Annotated in this window: 12 protein-coding genes; 3 read left to right on the forward strand and 9 right to left on the reverse strand. The window is 73.4% G+C overall.

The genetic code is table 11. The features are described 5' to 3' along the window. Nucleotides 1–190: 190 nt before the first annotated feature. The 3 genes from mreB to ACZ4MH_RS06625 all read right to left on the reverse strand — a co-directional run bounded on the left by mreB (nt 191) and on the right by ACZ4MH_RS06625 (nt 4,114). Nucleotides 191–1,306 (reverse strand): rod shape-determining protein, encoded by a 1,116-nt coding sequence (gene mreB / locus ACZ4MH_RS06615; RefSeq protein WP_351594385.1) that lies wholly within the window; start codon nt 1,304–1,306, stop codon nt 191–193. 176 nt (nt 1,307–1,482) lie between these two features. Then, nucleotides 1,483–3,552, reverse strand: coding sequence for an FUSC family protein (locus ACZ4MH_RS06620; protein ID WP_351594388.1), 2,070 nt, complete (start codon nt 3,550–3,552; stop codon nt 1,483–1,485). Nucleotides 3,553–3,658: 106 nt separating this feature from the next. Beyond that, nucleotides 3,659–4,114 (reverse strand): hypothetical protein, encoded by a 456-nt coding sequence (locus ACZ4MH_RS06625; protein WP_351594391.1) that lies wholly within the window; start codon nt 4,112–4,114, stop codon nt 3,659–3,661. A 182-nt stretch (nt 4,115–4,296) separates the two neighbouring features. Between ACZ4MH_RS06625 and ACZ4MH_RS06630 the strand changes: the two genes are divergently transcribed. Further along, nucleotides 4,297–4,926 (forward strand): TetR/AcrR family transcriptional regulator, encoded by a 630-nt coding sequence (locus ACZ4MH_RS06630; protein WP_351594394.1) that lies wholly within the window; start codon nt 4,297–4,299, stop codon nt 4,924–4,926. Beyond that, a complete protein-coding gene (locus tag ACZ4MH_RS06635; RefSeq protein ID WP_351594397.1) occupies nt 4,916–5,647 on the forward strand; it encodes a YqeB family protein in 732 nt (243 codons plus the stop codon). The genes ACZ4MH_RS06630 and ACZ4MH_RS06635 overlap by 11 nt, the downstream gene beginning before the upstream one ends. Before the next feature lie 13 nt (nt 5,648–5,660). Here ACZ4MH_RS06635 and ACZ4MH_RS06640 read toward each other — a convergent pair whose 3' ends face one another. The 3 genes from ACZ4MH_RS06640 to ACZ4MH_RS06650 all read right to left on the reverse strand — a co-directional run bounded on the left by ACZ4MH_RS06640 (nt 5,661) and on the right by ACZ4MH_RS06650 (nt 10,513). Then, nucleotides 5,661–6,524 carry an ABC transporter permease gene (locus ACZ4MH_RS06640; protein WP_351594400.1) on the reverse strand — a complete coding sequence of 288 codons (864 nt, stop codon included), beginning with the start codon at nt 6,522–6,524 and terminating at the stop codon, nt 5,661–5,663. Then, nucleotides 6,521–9,226, reverse strand: a complete 2,706-nt coding sequence (locus ACZ4MH_RS06645; protein WP_351594403.1) for an alpha/beta fold hydrolase — start codon at nt 9,224–9,226, stop codon at nt 6,521–6,523. The genes ACZ4MH_RS06640 and ACZ4MH_RS06645 overlap by 4 nt, the downstream gene beginning before the upstream one ends. A 72-nt stretch (nt 9,227–9,298) precedes the next feature. Next, the gene (locus tag ACZ4MH_RS06650) at nt 9,299–10,513 is read right to left on the reverse strand and encodes a hypothetical protein (RefSeq protein WP_351594406.1); all 1,215 of its coding nucleotides are present in this window, start codon (nt 10,511–10,513) and stop codon (nt 9,299–9,301) included. Between the two features lie 169 nt (nt 10,514–10,682). On the opposite strand from ACZ4MH_RS06650, the gene ACZ4MH_RS06655 reads away from it, so the two are divergent. Then, entirely contained in the window at nt 10,683–11,915 is a 1,233-nt protein-coding gene (locus ACZ4MH_RS06655) for a styrene monooxygenase/indole monooxygenase family protein (RefSeq protein WP_351594409.1), read from the forward strand. Between the two features lie 46 nt (nt 11,916–11,961). On the opposite strand, the gene ACZ4MH_RS06660 is transcribed toward ACZ4MH_RS06655, so the two are convergent. The 3 genes from ACZ4MH_RS06660 to iolB are packed head-to-tail and all read right to left on the reverse strand — an operon-like array spanning nt 11,962 to nt 16,306. Beyond that, nucleotides 11,962–13,455 carry a CoA-acylating methylmalonate-semialdehyde dehydrogenase gene (locus tag ACZ4MH_RS06660; protein ID WP_351594412.1) on the reverse strand — a complete coding sequence of 498 codons (1,494 nt, stop codon included), beginning with the start codon at nt 13,453–13,455 and terminating at the stop codon, nt 11,962–11,964. A 35-nt stretch (nt 13,456–13,490) separates the two neighbouring features. Then, the gene (iolD, locus tag ACZ4MH_RS06665; RefSeq protein ID WP_351594415.1) at nt 13,491–15,410 is read right to left on the reverse strand and encodes a 3D-(3,5/4)-trihydroxycyclohexane-1,2-dione acylhydrolase (decyclizing); all 1,920 of its coding nucleotides are present in this window, start codon (nt 15,408–15,410) and stop codon (nt 13,491–13,493) included. After that, nucleotides 15,407–16,306: a 5-deoxy-glucuronate isomerase gene (iolB, locus tag ACZ4MH_RS06670; protein ID WP_351594418.1), complete on the reverse strand. Its 900-nt coding sequence runs from the start codon at nt 16,304–16,306 to the stop codon at nt 15,407–15,409. The genes iolD and iolB overlap by 4 nt, the downstream gene beginning before the upstream one ends. Between the last annotated feature and the right edge of the window lie 12 nt (nt 16,307–16,318).

The following is a 16,318-nucleotide window of genomic DNA, read 5'->3' on the forward strand; positions in this document are numbered from 1 at the left end:
TTGATCACTCCTTGACGGCGGGTCATGTCGCCGCAGGTGAACGGCTGTCGGCCCGCTGAACGGACATCGCTGTCCGCCTGGCGCACATCTCGCGGGGGCCGCGATGTCACCTTCCGGACGGCGGCCGCGCACGCCAGATCACCGCATGGCCAAGGGAGTTGGCCATGCGGTGCCTCGGTGGAACGTCGGCTCACAGGCGTACGGTCCGCCGCGGCTGCGTCCTGGCGTCCGCCAACAGGCCGTGCATGGTGGCGAATTCCTCGACGCACTTGCCGGTGCCCGCCACGACGCAGTGCAGCGGGTCGTCGGCGACCACGACGGGCACGCCGGTCTCGTCGCGCAGCAGCCGGTCCAGGCCGCGCAGCAGCGCCCCGCCTCCGGTGAGCGCGATGCCGTGCTCAATGACGTCGCCGGACAGCTCGGGCGGGCACGCGTCCAGGGTGCGCCGGACGGCCTGGACGATCGCGTCGACGGGCTCGGCGAGCGCCTGCCGGATCTCCTCGGCGGTGATCTCCTGGGTCCGCGGCAGGCCGTTGACCTGGTCGCGGCCGCGGACGGTGTACGCGTCGATGCGCAGCGGCACGGTGTCCTCCGCGTCCGCGCCGTCGGCGGGCGGCTCCGGCAGATGGACCTCCTCCGGCGTCCACAGCGCCGAGCCGATCGCGATCTTGATGTCCTCGGCGGTGCGCTCCCCGATGGCCAGCGCGTGCTTCTTCTTGACGTACGCCGTGATCGCCGCGTCCATCGCGTCGCCCCCGACCCGCACGGACTGCGCGGTGACGAGGCCGCCCATCGAGACCACGGCGACCTCGGTCGTGCCGCCGCCGATGTCCACCACCATGCAGCCCACCGGCTCGGCGACCGGCAGCCCGGCCCCGATCGCGGCCGCCATCGGCTCCTCGATCAGCTGCACCTCGCGGGCGCCCGCGCGCTTGGCGGAGTCGATGACCGCGCGCCGCTCGACGCCGGTGATGCCCGACGGTACGCAGACCACCACCCGCGGCCGGGACAGCCGGCGGCCCGGCAGCGCCTTCTTCATCAGCCCCCGCAGCATCCGCTCGGCGGCGTCGAAGTCGGCGATCACGCCTTCCTGGAGCGGCCGCATCGCGGTGATGCCGGACGGGGTGCGGCCGATCGTGCGCTTGGCCTCCGTGCCGACCGCGATGACGTCGCCCGCCGCGTTCACCGCGACCACGGACGGCTCGTTGAGCACCACGCCCTTGCCGCGGGCGTAGACCAGGGTGTTGGCCGTCCCGAGGTCGATGCCTATGTCGTACGTACCGCCGGAGGAAGTGCTGGACGCCATGAGGAGTTCGCTCGCTCGCTTTCGGCTCGGACTGCGGACACACCCGCGGCGCGGCGCACGGACCCCCCGACATCGCGCCCCAGACGACAGCAATGACGTCAATAACGGGCAATTACCTACCCTACCGGCATCGCATAGTTGCACGCCGTCCGGCCCGGGCCCGAACGGACCGGCGCTCAGCGCCCGGTGCGGTTCAGCGCCTGCGCGAGGTCGTCCAGCGCGTCCACCAGCAGGCCCGCCGCGCGCAGCGCCACGCCCTGGCCCTCCGTCTCCGCGTCCCAGACGGCCAGCCACCTGTGCAGCCCCGACCAGTCCAGGTCCCCGCCCTCCCTGATGGCCCGGGCCGCGCGCTCGACCGAGGGCTTCAGCTCGGCGGCGAACGCGTCGGCGCCCGGGGACGGTTCCGCGTCCGGGCCCGGCAGGTGAGCCTCCATCAGCATCGTGACGCGGCCCATCGCGTTGAGGGCCGCCTCCGCCGCCTGCGTGGCGCCCTGCGAGAGCCCGCGGTGCCGCACCGGTTCCTGCCCGGCGCGCTCCCCGCTCTTCACCCACGCGACGCGCGCGGCGCGCAGGTCGAGCAGGGCCTCGCGGACCCGGCGCGGCCGGCGCTCGGCGGGTCGCGCGTAGATCTCCAGGACGGCGACGGCGTACCGGCCGCCCGCCTCCAGCCACTCCGCCAGCCGCTCGCGCAGCCGGGACGTCTCCCAGGCCGGGAAGAGCGCGTACGAGAGTGTCGCCAGCACGCCGCCGAGGAGGGTGAGCACCACCCGCTCCTGCACGGTCTGTTCCCAGCCGGCGCCCGCGATGCCGAGCAGGAAGACGACGTACGCGGCGACGCAGGCCGAGGTGACCGCGACGCCGGTGCGCAGCAGCAGGTACATCAGGAAGGCGCACACGATGGCCAGGCCCGCGTCGACGTACTGCCCGGGGTGGAACAGGGCGATCACCCCGCCGCCGACCGCGACGCCGAAGAGGGTGCCGGTGAAGCGGGCGATGCCGCGCTGGTACGTCTGCGCGAAGTCGGGACGCATGATCATCACGGAGGCGAGCGGCGCCCAGTAACCGTGCCCGAAGGGCAGCGCGGTGCCCATGAGGTAGCCGACCGCGGCCACCGCGGCGACCCGCAGCGCGTGCCGCAGGACGAACGAGGACCAGCGCAGCTCCCGACGGACGGCCCGCAGCACGACCGGGACCTGGCGGTGGACGGCGGGCCGCAGCAGGTGCGGCCGGTCGCCGTCGGAGACGGGGCCGGTGGGCTCGACGGGCTCGTCGGCGACCTCCACGGCGTCGGCGAGCAGGCTCAGCAGCCGGGCCGCCGAGCGGCGCGCCGGACCGGTCAGCATGTCGCCGGACTCCGGTACCTCCAGGGTGTCCATGGCGTCGGCGGGCAGCCGGACCGGCCGGGCGTGACGGATAGCGGAGGCCACCGCGTCCAGTACGGTCGCGGCGGCGCCGAGCAGTTCGCGGGCGCGGTCCCGCTCGGGGCCCTCCAGCGGGGCGCCGACGACGGGGTCGGCGAGCGAGGCGAGGGCGGGGCGCACCTGTTCGGCGAGGGTGCGGGGGCCGTGCAGCTGGGCGGGGCGGCGCCGGGCCTGGCGGGGCGTCACCCGGGAGGCGAGCCGCGCGTCCATCAGGGGCTGCGGGTCGAAGGGCGCCACCGGGTCGTGGCGCAGCCGGCGCGCGTAGTCGGCCTCGGCGGCGAGCGCGTCGGCCAGCGCGTCCCGCTGCCGCCCCCACCGGCGGATGGGGAAGAGCACGATGAGCGCGGCCTGTACGCAGCCGCCGACCGCGATCAGCGCGGCGTGCTCCAGCGCGCCCAGTACGGAGGTCGGCAGGGTGACCGTCACCAGCATCACCGCGACCGTCTGCGTGCCGATCAGCCCGGAGACCGGCCCGACGGCCCAGCACAGCCCCGCGAGCAGGGTCCAGGCGCCGAGCAGCAGCACGAACAGCACGGTGTGGGACGCGGCCAGATAGCCGAGGAAGGTGGAGACCGACAGGCCGCCCGCGACGGCCAGCGCCAGCAGCGGGCGCGGCCGCCAGCTGCGCTGGAAGGTGGCGATGGCGGCGGAGAAGGCACCGAAGGCGGCGGAGACGGCGAGCACCGGGGAGCCCAGCCACAGACAGCCCCCGACGACGAGCGCGACGCCCGCGGCGCCGCGTACCGCGATGAGCGGCGTCAGCTTGGCCCGTTCGACGCTCAGCCCGGAGCGGGCGGTCTGCTTCAGCGCGCTCGTCCAGGTCATACCGAGAGAATACGTGCCGGATGCCGTGAAATCGGGCGGCTGCGCACGCGCGGCACCCCCGTACCGGCCGCCCCTCGGATGGCGGCCGGTACGGGAACCGCGGGCGTCAGGGGCGCTCTGGGCTGCAGTCGATCTGGGTGAGCTTGATCGGCTTCTTCGCGTCGAGGTCGACGTACGCGGTGAAGTGCTGGTTCGGGCCGTGCGCCCACTTGGTGGTCACCGTCGCCCAGCCGACGCCCGCGGACTGCGCGGTGGTCACCCACCCGATGGCGATGTCCCGCGGGTTGTTCTGCGCGCACAGCAGGACGTCGTACTTCTTGTTCTTCTCGGCGCGCTTCTTCAGCGCGTCGCCGACCATGTTGTCCCGCTCCCACTGACGGGGGCCGTGATTGCCGTAGAAACCCTGCAGGAAGTGGTGGACCTGCTCGGCGTTGTAGCGGGCCGGGGCCTTCTCGGGGGACGCGGTCACGGCGGGCGCCGATGCGGCGAGGGTCAGTCCACCACCGAGCAGCGCGGCACAGAGGGCGGAGACGGTGACAGCGCGCGAAGCCTTACGGATCATCGGATGTCCTCTTCTTCCGGAATTCATCCGCATTATGCGGACCTCTTACGAGCAGACACGCCGCGCCGCGCGAGGGTTGCACGACCCGCGGCGCATGCACCCGCCCGGCCCAACAGCGAGCCGCCCCGACAGCCGTGGCGCGCGGGCTCCATTAATAGAGTGCGTGCTCTACTATTACGCCGATGCGTACCGTCGACCCCGAACAGCACGCCCGCAAGCGGGCCCGGATCCTCGTCGCCGCCGCCGAGGAGTTCGCCGCCCATGGCGTGGACGGCACCTCGACCGCGGCCATCTGCCGCCGCGCCGGCATCGGCTCGGGCACGCTCTTCCACTACTTCCCGGCCAAGCGCGACATCTTCCACGCGGTGTTCGCCGACGACCTGCCGCGCAACGCCGCGGCCTGCGACCGGGCGCTCGCCGCCGAGCGGCCCGACGACGGCCTCGACGGGCTCATGGACCACCTGCTCGCCGACCTCGCCGACCCGCTCGTCCCGGGCCTCGCCGCCGCGGCCGTCTTCCAGGCCAACCGGGACGAGGAGTTCGCCGGGATGGTCGCCGCCGACGAGGCCCGCATCCGCGCCACCCTCGTCGCCCTGCTGGAACGGCTGGCGGACGCGGGCCGGCCGCTCGCCTTCGCCGCCGAGCGCACCGCCGGATGGATCCAGCGGCTGATCGACTCCGGCTACCTGAGCGCCGGCGAGGACGACTTCGACCCGCGGGCACACGCCGCGGAGCTGCGCCGCATCATCGACTGGCTGGTAGGCCGCGACCCGGCCCCGGCCCGAGAGAAGGGCACGACCGATGCCTGCTGAGAACGCGCTCGCAAAGGACGAGACGAAGGACGAGACGCGGGTGGCGCCGACCACCGGCGCCCGCGCCCTCGTATGGGCCGGCTTCCCGCTCCTCGGCGCGGGCCTCGGATGGCTGCTCGACGCGGTGGCCGACTGGGTCGCGTCACTGCCCTGGGCGCCCCTGCAGGGCCCGTTCGAGCTGGTCGCCTCGCTCCCCGAGCCGCAGGCCACGATCGGCGCGGTCCTCCTCGGCGCCGTCGCCGGACTGGCGCTCGCGCTGCTCGCCGAACACGACTACGTGTACGCCACCGTCGGCCCCGACCGGGCCACCGTCACCCGCGGCGGCCGGCACCGCCCCCTGCGCCGCGCCGACCTCGACGCGCTCTTCGTGGACGGCAAGCAGCTCGTCGCCCTCGGCCACCGCACCGAAGAACTCCTGCGCCTCAAGGGCGACTTCGACGCCGAGCGCTTCGCCGCCGCCTTCCGGGACCACGGGTACCCCTGGCACGCGACCGGCGACCCGCACGCCAAGGCGTACCGCCGCTGGGTGGACGGCCTCCCCGACCTCGAAGCAGGCGCGCACGCCCTCCTCAAGGCCCGCGCACACGCCCTCCAGAAGAGCCGCGCGGCCGACGCGGCCCAACTCCGCGAGGAACTGGCAGCCCTCGGCATCGTCGTCCGGGAGGAGAAGAAACAGCAGTACTGGCGCCGCGCCCCGGACCTCCCGGCCCGCGAGACCTGATCCCGTCCCGCGCCTACGACACCACGTCCTTCGTCCGGAAACCGCGGAAGGCAAGGGCGAAGAGGATCAGCGCGTAGGAGACCGAGACCGCGGCGCCCTGGGCCATTCCGGTCCAGTCCAGCCGTGGCTGGAGGGCGTCGACCCAGGCGAACTGCCAGTGGGCCGGCAGCACGTCGCGCCAGTTGCCGAGCGCGGTGACCTGGTCCAGGACATTGCCGACGATGGTGAGGCCGACCGCGCCGCCGACCGCGCCCAGCGGCGCGTCCGTCACCGTCGACAGCCAGAACGCCAGCGCCGCGGTCACCAGCTGCGAGACGAAGAGGTACGCGACGACCAGCGCCAGCCGCGGCACCGCGTCCCCGGCCGGCAGCACCCCGCCACCGGGCAGCCGCAGCGCGTCCCAGCCGTACGCGTACGTGCCCACGGCCAGCGCCACCAGCGGCAGCAGCACCATCGCCGCCGCGCTGAACACCAGCGCCACGGTCAGCTTGCTCAGCAGCAGCCGGGTGCGCGGCACCGGCGCGGCCAGCAGATACCGCAGCGAGGACCAGCTCGCCTCCGAGGCGACCGTGTCGCCGCAGAACAGCGCGACCGGCACCACCAACAGGAAGCCGGCCGAGACGAACAGCGCGGTGGCCGCGAAGTTCGCGCCGGAGGCGGTCGCGGTGTCCATCAGGGTGATCCGGTTGTTCCGTCCGGCCGGGTCGCCGCCCAGGGCGAAGGCTGCGACCAGTACGAACGGCAGCGCGGCCAGCACCACGCCGACCACCAGCGTGCGGCGCCGCTTCAGCTGGCGCAGCGCCTCGACGCGCAGCGGCAGGGTGTGTCCCGCGCGGTAGCCGGCCGCGGGCCCGGCCGGGCGTGCTGCGGTACTCATCGGTCCCCTCCGATCAGGGTGAGGAAGGCGTCCTCCAGGCGGCGGTGCGGCCCGATGCGCTCCACCGGTACTTCGAGGCGGAGGAGTTCGGCGAGGAGCGTCGGCGTGCCGGTGCTGCCGTCGAGGCGGACCAGCAGCCCGTCGTCGGCGCGGACGGCGGAGACGACGAACGGCAGCGCGGCGACCTCCTCCACCACATCGTCCGGCACCGGCTTCGCCGTGCCGACCAGCAGCGTGTCCCCGGACCCGACGATCTCGGCGACCGGCCCCGCCTGCACCAGCAGGCCGTGGTCCATGACGACCAGATGCGTACAGGTCTGCTCGACCTCGGCCAGCAAGTGGCTGGAGACGATGACGGTCCGCCCCTCGGCCGCGTAACGGATCATCACGTCCCGCATCTCGCGGATCTGCGGCGGGTCCAGGCCGTTGGTCGGCTCGTCCAGAATGAGCAGGTCCGGCAGGCCGAGCATGGCCTGCGCGATGGCGAGGCGCTGCCGCATCCCCTGGGAGTACGTACGGACGGCGCGCTGCAGCGCCTCCCCCAGGCCCGCGATCTCCAGTGCCTCGTCGAGGTGCGCGTCCTCGGCCGGGCGGCCGGTCGCCCGCCAGTACAGGTCCAGGTTCTCCCGGCCCGTCAGGTGCGGCAGGAAGCCCGCGCCCTCGACGAACGCGCCGACCCGCGAGAGCACCGGCGCGCCCGGCCGCACCGCGTGCCCGAAGACCCGGATCTCGCCGTCGTCCGGCGTGATCAGGCCCATCAGCATCCGCAGCGAGGTGGTCTTGCCCGCGCCGTTGGGCCCGAGCAGACCGAGCACCTGTCCGCGGTCGACGCCGAAGGTCAGGTCCCGGACGGCGTACCGGTCCACGGCACCCTTGTACTTCTTCGTCAGGCCGGTGATCCGCAGCGGTACGTCGGCCAGGTCCGGGTCCGGCGCGGGCGGCGTGGTGCGGCGCCGCCCGGTGAGCAGCAGCGCGGCGGCGATCAGCAGGGCGGCGAGCGGCAGACCCCACACCCACCAGGGCAGCGGGGTGGCGGCGGTGTGCACGCCGGGCGCGGTCGGCACGCTCAGCGCGTGCTTCCCGGCGAGCGCGACCTTGTAGACGGCGGGCTGCGCGGGCGAGGCGTACGCCATGTCGGTGGCGGCCACCACCAGCCGCATCCGGTGCCCGGCGGCGAACTCGTGGTCGATGGCCGGCAGCCGGACGGAGAGCGTACGGCCGTCCTTCGCGTCCGCCACCCGCAGCGGCGTCACCAGCTGGTGCGGCAGCAACTGACTGCGCCCGTCCGGCCCGACGTCGTAGACCTTGGCGAACAGCACGGCGTCGGGGCGGTCGCTGCTCACCCGCAGCTTCGCCGTCGGCGAGCCGGTGACCTGTACGGGGCTCTTCAGCGCCGCGGACTCGAACCGGGCGTACTGGCCGGGGAAGTCCAGCGACGGGCCGTTGCCCAGCGCGCTCAGGCCGCCGAGCGCGCTGCCGATGCCGGGCACTGAGGAGATCGCGGGCGGGTCGCCGCCCGCGGGGTTGGCGAGCGTCTGCTCGCGGCCGGCGAGCGGCACGGACCGCGGGTCGCCGCGCAGGCCCGGGTAGCGGTCGCCGCTCGCGCCGCGCAGCCGCGAGGCGCCGTCGGCGGCGTCCACGCCCCCGGTCCGGCTGATCCGGAACGCCGGGCCGGTGTCGGTGCCGCGCTCGCCCTTCAGATAGCGGGCGAACCACGCCTCCGTACGGGCCAGGACGCGGGCCTCCTCGCGGTCGCCGCCGTCGTGGCCGCCCTCGATCCAGTCCACCTTGACCGGCGCGCCGTTCTTCTTCAGCGCCTTCGCCATCGCGTCGGCCTGGCCGAGCGGGAAAAGCGAGTCGGACTGGCCCTGGCTGATCAGGGTGGGGACCTTGATGCGGTCGGCGACGGCCTGGGGACTGCGGCTCTCCAGCATCTTCCGGGCTGCCTCGTCCGGCTTCCCGGAGACCGCCACCCGCTCGTACATCCGGCACAGCGCCGGCTCGAAGCGGTGGCAGGCGACGCCGCGCGCGGGGTTGGGCACGGAGGTGGTGACGGGAGCCGAGCCGGTGGTGAAGAAGTAACCGGCCCACAGTTTCTTGAACACGCCGTCGGGGAACAGCGCGTCGGCGAGGTTCCAGTACGTGATCTGCGGCGCGATGGCGTCCACCCGGCGGTCGTGGCCCGCCGTGAGCAGCGCGATGGCGCCGCCGTACGAGGCGCCCGTCATGCCGACGCGCGGGTCGCCGGGCTTGTCCAACTGCACGTCGGGACGTTTCGCCAGCCAGTCGATGAGGTGGCTGACGTCGGCGACCTCGCCCTTCGGGTCGTTCAGCCCGATCTTGCCGGTGGAGCGCCCGAAACCGCGTGCCGACCAGGTCAGTACGGCGTATCCGGCCCGCGCCAGCTGCTGGGCCTGGTCCTTGGCCGCCGCCTTGCTGGCGCCGAAGCCGTGGCCGAGCAGCACGGCGGGACGGCGGCCGTGCACCGCCGTGCTGGTGAAGTAGGAGGTGTCGATCCGGACGGTGGCCTTGCTGCCGGGCTTCTCGGGCAGCGCCAGGACCTGGTCCTGACGGTGCACGGCGGCGGACGAGCCGTCGGAAGCGGCCACCGCCGCCCACGACCCGCCGCCGAGCAGGACGGCCAGCACGGCCACGAGCGCGACCAGTAGCCGGCCACGCGGCCGGGGAACCTTTACAGCCATGCGATCACCCTACGGGGGTGCCCCGTGAACTCCCGGTCAAGCCCTGAGGCACGGACACCGTCAGGCTGCGGCTCAGCCCTGCGGCGGCGGCCCGAAGCCGCCACCGGGCGGGGTGGGCGGTACCGGGGGTGCGCCGTAGGGCATCGGCGGGGCCTGCGGGGGCATGGCGGGCGGGGCGTATCCGGGCTGGGGCTGCGGCTGTACCGGCGGCGCGTAGCCAGGCTGCGGCTGGTACCCCGGCTGCGGTCCGGCCACCGGGTGGCCCGGCGCTCCGTACGCCGGGGCACCCGGCATCCCGTACGGCTGCGTCCCGGGCATCGGCACCACGCCCAGCTGCGCCGGCGGGTACCACTCCGCCGCGACCGGCGTGCCCCGGCGGCCCATCAGGACCAGCACGGCGATCGAGCCGACGAGCTGGATCAGGAGCTGGCTGTGCGCCAGGTACACCGGGAAGGCGGGCCCCTGCTGCGCGGTGAAGAAGACCCCGTACCTGATCAGGGCGGCGAGCGTCATCAGCGAGAGCGGCAGCAGGACGAGCGCCAGCCCCAGCGCGAAGCCCCGCGCGGACACCGCACGCGCGAGGCAGAGCACCGCGCCGATCGCGGCCAGCAGGAGGCAGACGACGGATTCCCAGCCGGACGCCACGCTCATCAGCGCGGGCAGGTTGCCGTGGCCGAGGTAGATGACCTCCAGCAGGGCGGGCCGGTACTGCGTGAGCGTATAGACGTTCGAGAACGCCTGGCACAGCGCGACAACGCCCAGCACCACGGCGCCGGCCACGGCCGCCGCCTTCGCCGGACGCATCGGCGGATCGCTCGGCCGCCGGGTGGGCCAGCTCCGCATCCCCGCGAGGAGCACCAGGCCGCAGGCGAAGGCGAGCAAGATGATCAATCCGCTCGTCACGAAGACGCCCTCGAAGATGCTGCTCGAGCTGTCGACCTCTCCCAGGAACCAGCGGTTGTCGCTGGTGTGCTGGCCGGTGCTGACGAAGTTCTGCAGCCCGGTGGTGAACGTCAGCGTCGTCGCCACGGCGAGCAGGCCGCCGGCCGCCCGCGCCCCGGTGAACGCCGCCCAGACCGCGGCGATCTGCACGAGTGCGAGCGCGACCGTGAACAGGTCGGTCACCATGCCCCGGCCCCCGACGCCCGACCAGGAGTCCCACAGCGCCCCGAACCCGTGCTCCCCCACGTCGATCGCCATCCACGTGGCGCTGTTCAGCAGGAAGAGCGTGCAGAACACCCCAGCGGTGATCCGCGCCCCTTTGCTGAGGACCGTACTGTTCGGCATGTCGCCCCCGTCTTTCTCTTGTGTGCTGCTGTGCGTACCGCGTTGAACTGCGGCCTCGTGTGCGCGCGACAGCGCCCGCACCGTAACGGATCTGTACACCGCGCGCGCCCCGCAAGTACAACTGAAGGAGGGCCCGGCGCCGCACCCGGGCCGCAGGGGGGGAGGCGGCATGCGTGCCATCGCGATCGTCGGGGCAGGGCAGGCCGGACTGCAGCTGGCCCACGGGCTGCTCGCCGAGGGGTACGACGTCACCGTGGTCTCGGACCGTACGCCGGAGCAGATCCGCGCCGGGCGGGTGATGTCCACCCAGATCATGTTCGGCCCGGCGCTCGGCCTCGAACGCGCGGCGGGCCTGAACGCCTGGGACGGCAAGGCCCCCGGCATCACCGCGCTGCAGGCCACGGTCTGGGACCCGCCGGGCACGCCCACGCTGCGGTTCACCGGCCGCTTCGACGAGGAGGCGCAATCCGTCGACCAGCGGGTGAAGATGGCCGACTGGCTCGACCTGTACGAGGCGCGGGGCGGCCGGGTGGAGTACGGCGCCGCCGACGCCAGACGGCTGGCCGCGCTGGCCGCCTCGCACGACCTGACCCTGGTGGCCGCGGGCCGCGGCGACCTCGCCCGGCTCTTCCCCCGGGACCGCGCGCGCTCCCCGTACGACCGGCCGCAGCGCGCCCTGGCCTGCATCTACCTGCACGGCGTCGGGCACCGCCCGGAGTACCCGGCGCCGCACGCCCGCTCCAACCTCTCGCCCGAGGCCGGGGAGATGTTCGTGATCCCCGCGCTCACCACGGGCGGCCTGTGCGACATCGTGTTCTTCGAAGGGGTGCCGGGCGGCCCGTACGACTGCTGGCAGGACCGGCCGGGACCGGCCGCCTGCCTCGCGCGCACGCTGGAACTGCTGCGGCGGTACGCGCCGGCGGAGTACGAGCTGTGCCGGAGCGCGGAGCCGACGGACGCGCGCTGCACGCTCTACGGCGCGGTCACGCCGACCGTACGGCGCCCGGTGGCCAAGGTATCGACCGGCCGGTACGTCCTGGGCATGGCGGACACCGTCGTCGTCAACGACCCGGTCACCGGCCAGGGTTCGAACAACGCGGCCCGCTGCGCCGCGCGCTATCTCCGCGCCATCAAGGAGCGCGGCACGGCCCCCTTCGACCGGGCCTGGATGGAGCGCACCTTCGACACGTTCTGGGACCACGCGCAGTACGCGACGGAGTTCACCAACGCGATGCTGCAGCCGCCCCCGGAGCACATGCAACGACTGCTGGCAACCGCCGCCCGATGCCCGGCGGTCGCCCACCGCTTCGTCAACGGCTACGCAGACCCGGCCGACTTCCGCCACTGGCTCACCGACCCGGAGGCAGCGGCCGCGTACTTGGCGGAGATCCGCGAGGGGTGACGCCCAGCCACAGCTGAGGGGCTGGGCGTCAGCCCTCCCGGGGCCCTCAGCTGTTGCTCGGGAAGCCCAGGTTGATACCGCCGTCGGAGGGGTCCGGCCAACGGGTGGTGACGACCTTGCCGCGGGTGTAGAAGTGCACGCCGTCGTTGCCGTAGATGTGGTGGTCGCCGAAGAGCGAGTCCTTCCAGCCGCCGAAGGAGTGGTAGCCCACCGGGACCGGGATCGGGACGTTGACGCCGACCATGCCGGCCTCGACCTCCAGCTGGAAGCGGCGGGCCGCGCCGCCGTCGCGGGTGAAGATGGCCGTGCCGTTGCCCCACGGGGAGTTGTTCATCAGGGCGATGGCCTCGTCGTACGTCTCGACGCGGACGACGGAGAGCACCGGGCCGAAGATCTCGTCGCGGTAGCAGTCCATCTCGGGCGTGACGTTGTCCAGCAGCGAGACGCCGATCCAGTGGCCGTCCTCGTGGCCCTCGACCGTGAAGCCGGTGCCGTCGATCGCGACGGTCGCGCCCTGGGCGGCGGCGCCGGTCACGTACGAGGCGACCTTGTCGCGGTGCACCTTGGTGATCAGCGGGCCCATCTCGGAGGCCGGGTCGTCGCCGGGGCCGATGGTGAGCGCGGCGGCCCGCTGCTTGATCTTCTCGATCAGCGGGTCGGCGGTGTCGCCGACGGCGACCACGACGGAGATCGCCATGCAGCGCTCGCCGGCCGAGCCGTACGCCGCGTTGATCGCGGAGTCCGCGGCCAGCTCCAGGTCGGCGTCCGGCAGGACCAGCATGTGGTTCTTCGCGCCGCCGAGCGCCTGCACGCGCTTGCCGTTGGCGGTGCCGGTGGTGTGGATGTACTTGGCGATCGGGGTCGAGCCGACGAAGGAGACCGCGGCGATGTCCGGGTGGGAGAGGATCCGGTCGACGGCGGTCTTGTCGCCGTTGACGACGTTGAGGACGCCGTCGGGGAGGCCCGCCTCGGCGGCCAGCTCGGCCAGCTTGAAGGCGGCCGAGGGCACCTTCTCGCTGGGCTTGAGCACGAAGGTGTTGCCGCAGGCGATGGCGAGGGGGAACATCCACATCGGCACCATGGCCGGGAAGTTGAACGGCGTGATGCCCGCGACCACGCCGAGCGACTGGCGGATGGAGGAGACGTCCACGCGGGTGGAGACCTGGGTGGACAGCTCGCCCTTGAGCTTCTCGGAGATGCCGCAGGCCAGCTCCACGATCTCCAGGCCGCGGGCCACCTCGCCGAGCGCGTCGGAGTGCACCTTGCCGTGCTCGGCGGTGATCAGCCGCGCGATCTCCTCGCGGTGCGCGTCGACCAGCTCGCGGTACTTGAAGAGGACCGCCGTGCGCTTGGCGAGCGAGCTGGTGCCCCAGGTGCGGAACGCCTCCTTGGCGGCGGCGACCGCGGTGTCGACCTCGTCGACGGAGGCGAACGGGACCTGCTTCTCCTGGGCGCCGGTGGCGGGGTTGTAGACCGGACCGAAGTTGCCGGAGGTGCCCTCGACGGGCTTGCCGCCGATCCAGTGGCTGAGGGTCTTCATGTGCGGGGCCTTTCTGGGGACGAAAGCAGGGAGGGTCAGAGGTGGCGGCGGCGTCCGGCCGCCTGGCGGTCGTACTCCTCGCGGGCGAGCAGCGCCGCCTCACGCGTCGCGGTCTCGGCAACGGGAACATCCCACCAGGCTTGGGCCGCGGGCGCGCCCGGCACAGTGTCGGCCGTTTCGGTCTCGACATAGACACATGTGGGGCGGTCCGAGGCGCGGGCCGCGGCGAGCGCGGAGCGCAGCTCGGCGACGGTCGCGGCGCGGATCACGTCCATGCCCAGCGAGGCCGCGTTCGCCGCCAGGTCCACCGGCAGCGGCTCGCCGGTGTACGTGCCGTCCTTGGCGCGGAAGCGGTAGGCCGTGCCGAAGCGCTCGGCGCCGGTCTCCTCGGAGAGGCCGCCGATGGAGGCGTAGCCGTGGTTCTGGATGAGGACCACGTTGATGTTGATGCCTTCCTGGACCGCCGTGACGATCTCGGTGGGCATCATCAGATACGTGCCGTCGCCGACCAACGCCCACACCGGGCGGTCGGGGGCGGCCATCCGGACGCCGATCGCGGCCGGGATCTCGTACCCCATGCAGGAGTAGCCGTACTCCAGGTGGTACTGGCGGCGGGACCGGGCGCGCCACAGTTTGTGCAGGTCACCGGGGAGCGAGCCGGCCGCGTTGATGATCACGTCGTCGTCGCCGACAGTCGCGTCCAGCAGTCCGAGCAGCTGCGTCTGGCTGGGCCGCGCGTCCTCGCCGCCGGTCTCGTACGCGGCGTCGACCAGCCGCTCCCACTCGGCCTTCGCCGCGCCGTACGCCTCTTCGTACGCCGTCGTCACCCGGTGCCCGCCGAGCTCGCGGGTCAGCGCCTCCAGGCCCGCGCGGGCGTCGGCGATCAGGGAGAGCGCGCCGAGCTTGTGGGAGTCGAACGAGGCGATGTTGAGGTTGACGAAGCGCACGCCGGGGCGGGCGAAGAGGGTCGCGGAGGCGGTGGTGAAGTCGGTGTAGCGGGTGCCGACGCCGATGATCAGGTCCGCCTCGCGGGCCAGCGCGTCCGCGGTCGCGGTGCCGGTGTGGCCGATGCCGCCCACGTCGGCGGGGTGGTCGTACCGCAGCGAGCCCTTGCCGGCCTGGGTGGAGGCGACCGGGATGCCGGTGGCCTCGGCGAAGGCGCGCAGCGCCGCCTCGGCCTCGGAGTGGTGGACGCCGCCGCCCGCGACGAGCAGCGGGGTCTCGGCGGAGCGGATGGCGCGCACGGCCTCGGCGAGCGCGCCGGCGTCCGGCTGCGGCCGGGTGACGTGCCAGACCCGGTCGGCGAAGAACTCCTCGGGCCAGTCGAACGCCTCGGCCTGCACGTCCTGCGGCAGCGCGAGGGTGACGGCGCCGGTCTCGACCGGGTCGGCCAGCACCCGCATGGCCTGCAGGGCCGCCGGGATCAGCGCCTCGGGACGGGTGACCCGGTCGAAGTAGCGGGAGACCGGACGCAGCGCGTCGTTGACCGAGACATCGCCCGCGTACGGGACTTCGAGCTGCTGGAGCACCGGCTCGGCCGGGCGGGTGGCGAAGGTGTCGCCGGGCAGCAGCAGGACCGGGAGGCGGTTGACCGTGGCCAGGGCGGCGCCGGTGACGAGGTTGGTGGCGCCGGGGCCGATGGAGGTTGTGACGGCCTGCGCGGAGAGCCGGTCGGACTGGCGGGCGTATCCGACGGCGGCGTGCACCATGGCCTGCTCGTTACGGCCCTGGAGGTAGGGCATCCCCGGCGACTCGGGGGCGGCCCCCCGCTCGTATGCCGCGGGCTGCGACTCCAGCAGCGCCTGGCCGAGCCCCGCGACGTTGCCGTGGCCGAAGATGCCCCAGGTCGCGGCGATGAGACGGTGCCGTACGCCGTCCCGCTCGGTGTACTGGTGCGCGAGGAATTCGACCAGGGCCTGCGCGACCGTCAGGCGGCGCGTCGTGGGGGCGGTCATCGGGCTTCTCCTGCCGGTGCGCTGTAGAGGGGGAGGCGGGGGTCGACGGGCTGCTCCGGCCACGTACCGCGGATCCAGCCGTGGTCCGGGTGGTCGCAGATCAGCCATTCACGGGCCTCGCCGGGGCCCGCCATGACGTTGAGGTAGTACATGTCGTGGCCGGGCGCGGCGATGGACGGGCCGTGCCAGCCGTCGGGGATGAGGACGACGTCGCCGCTGCGGACCTCGGCCAGCACGTCGGTGTTCTGACCGTGGCCGGAGGGGCTCACGCGCTGGTACCCCAGGCCGGGCTTGCCGTTCGCGTCGGCGATCTCGAAGTAGTAGATCTCCTCCAGCTCGGACTCCTCGCCGGGGCGGCACTCGTCGTGCTTGTGCGGCGGATACGAGGACCAGTTGCCGCCCGGGGTGAGCACCTCGACGGCGATGAGCTTGTCGCAGTCGAAGACGCCCGCCGCGCCGAAGTTGTTGACCTGGCGCGAGCAGTTGCCCGTGCCGCGCAGCTCGACGGGGACGGACGAGGCCGGGCCGTAACGGGCGGGGAGGCGCTGCGAACAGCGGGCGCCGGTGAGCGCGAAGCGGCCGCCGGACTCGCTGGCGATGCTCACGTGCGCGTCGCGCGGGACGTACGCGAAGTCCGTGACGCCGCTGAACACGCTGTCCCGGCCGGTCAGTATGAACTCCTCGCCGGAGTCGGCCGCCACCGTGCAACCGCCGTTCAGCGGCAGCACGATCCACTCGCTCTCGCCGGTGGCGAAGGACTGGTGACCGCCGGGCGGCAGCTCCAGGACGCGGAGGGAGGAGTGGCCCCAGCCGGCGTTCTTGGGGTGGATGTCGAGGGCGTACGGGCCGTCGGCGGCGGTGCCGGCCGGGCGGTGGAAGGTGGATTCGGCGTTCATGACGTCAAGTCT

It is taken from the genome of Streptomyces sp. NPDC026301 (assembly GCF_055567935.1).

Coding starts and splice junctions, on each gene's coding strand:
- mreB (WP_351594385.1), bottom strand. CDS start 1,306: ATGGCGTCCAGCACTTCCTCCGGCGGTACGTACGACATAGGCATCGAC.
- ACZ4MH_RS06620 (WP_351594388.1), bottom strand. CDS start 3,552: ATGACCTGGACGAGCGCGCTGAAGCAGACCGCCCGCTCCGGGCTGAGC.
- ACZ4MH_RS06625 (WP_351594391.1), bottom strand. CDS start 4,114: ATGATCCGTAAGGCTTCGCGCGCTGTCACCGTCTCCGCCCTCTGTGCC.
- ACZ4MH_RS06630 (WP_351594394.1), top strand. CDS start 4,297: ATGCGTACCGTCGACCCCGAACAGCACGCCCGCAAGCGGGCCCGGATC.
- ACZ4MH_RS06635 (WP_351594397.1), top strand. CDS start 4,916: ATGCCTGCTGAGAACGCGCTCGCAAAGGACGAGACGAAGGACGAGACG.
- ACZ4MH_RS06640 (WP_351594400.1), bottom strand. CDS start 6,524: ATGAGTACCGCAGCACGCCCGGCCGGGCCCGCGGCCGGCTACCGCGCG.
- ACZ4MH_RS06645 (WP_351594403.1), bottom strand. CDS start 9,226: ATGGCTGTAAAGGTTCCCCGGCCGCGTGGCCGGCTACTGGTCGCGCTC.
- ACZ4MH_RS06650 (WP_351594406.1), bottom strand. CDS start 10,513: ATGCCGAACAGTACGGTCCTCAGCAAAGGGGCGCGGATCACCGCTGGG.
- ACZ4MH_RS06655 (WP_351594409.1), top strand. CDS start 10,683: ATGCGTGCCATCGCGATCGTCGGGGCAGGGCAGGCCGGACTGCAGCTG.
- ACZ4MH_RS06660 (WP_351594412.1), bottom strand. CDS start 13,455: ATGAAGACCCTCAGCCACTGGATCGGCGGCAAGCCCGTCGAGGGCACC.
- iolD (WP_351594415.1), bottom strand. CDS start 15,410: ATGACCGCCCCCACGACGCGCCGCCTGACGGTCGCGCAGGCCCTGGTC.
- iolB (WP_351594418.1), bottom strand. CDS start 16,306: ATGAACGCCGAATCCACCTTCCACCGCCCGGCCGGCACCGCCGCCGAC.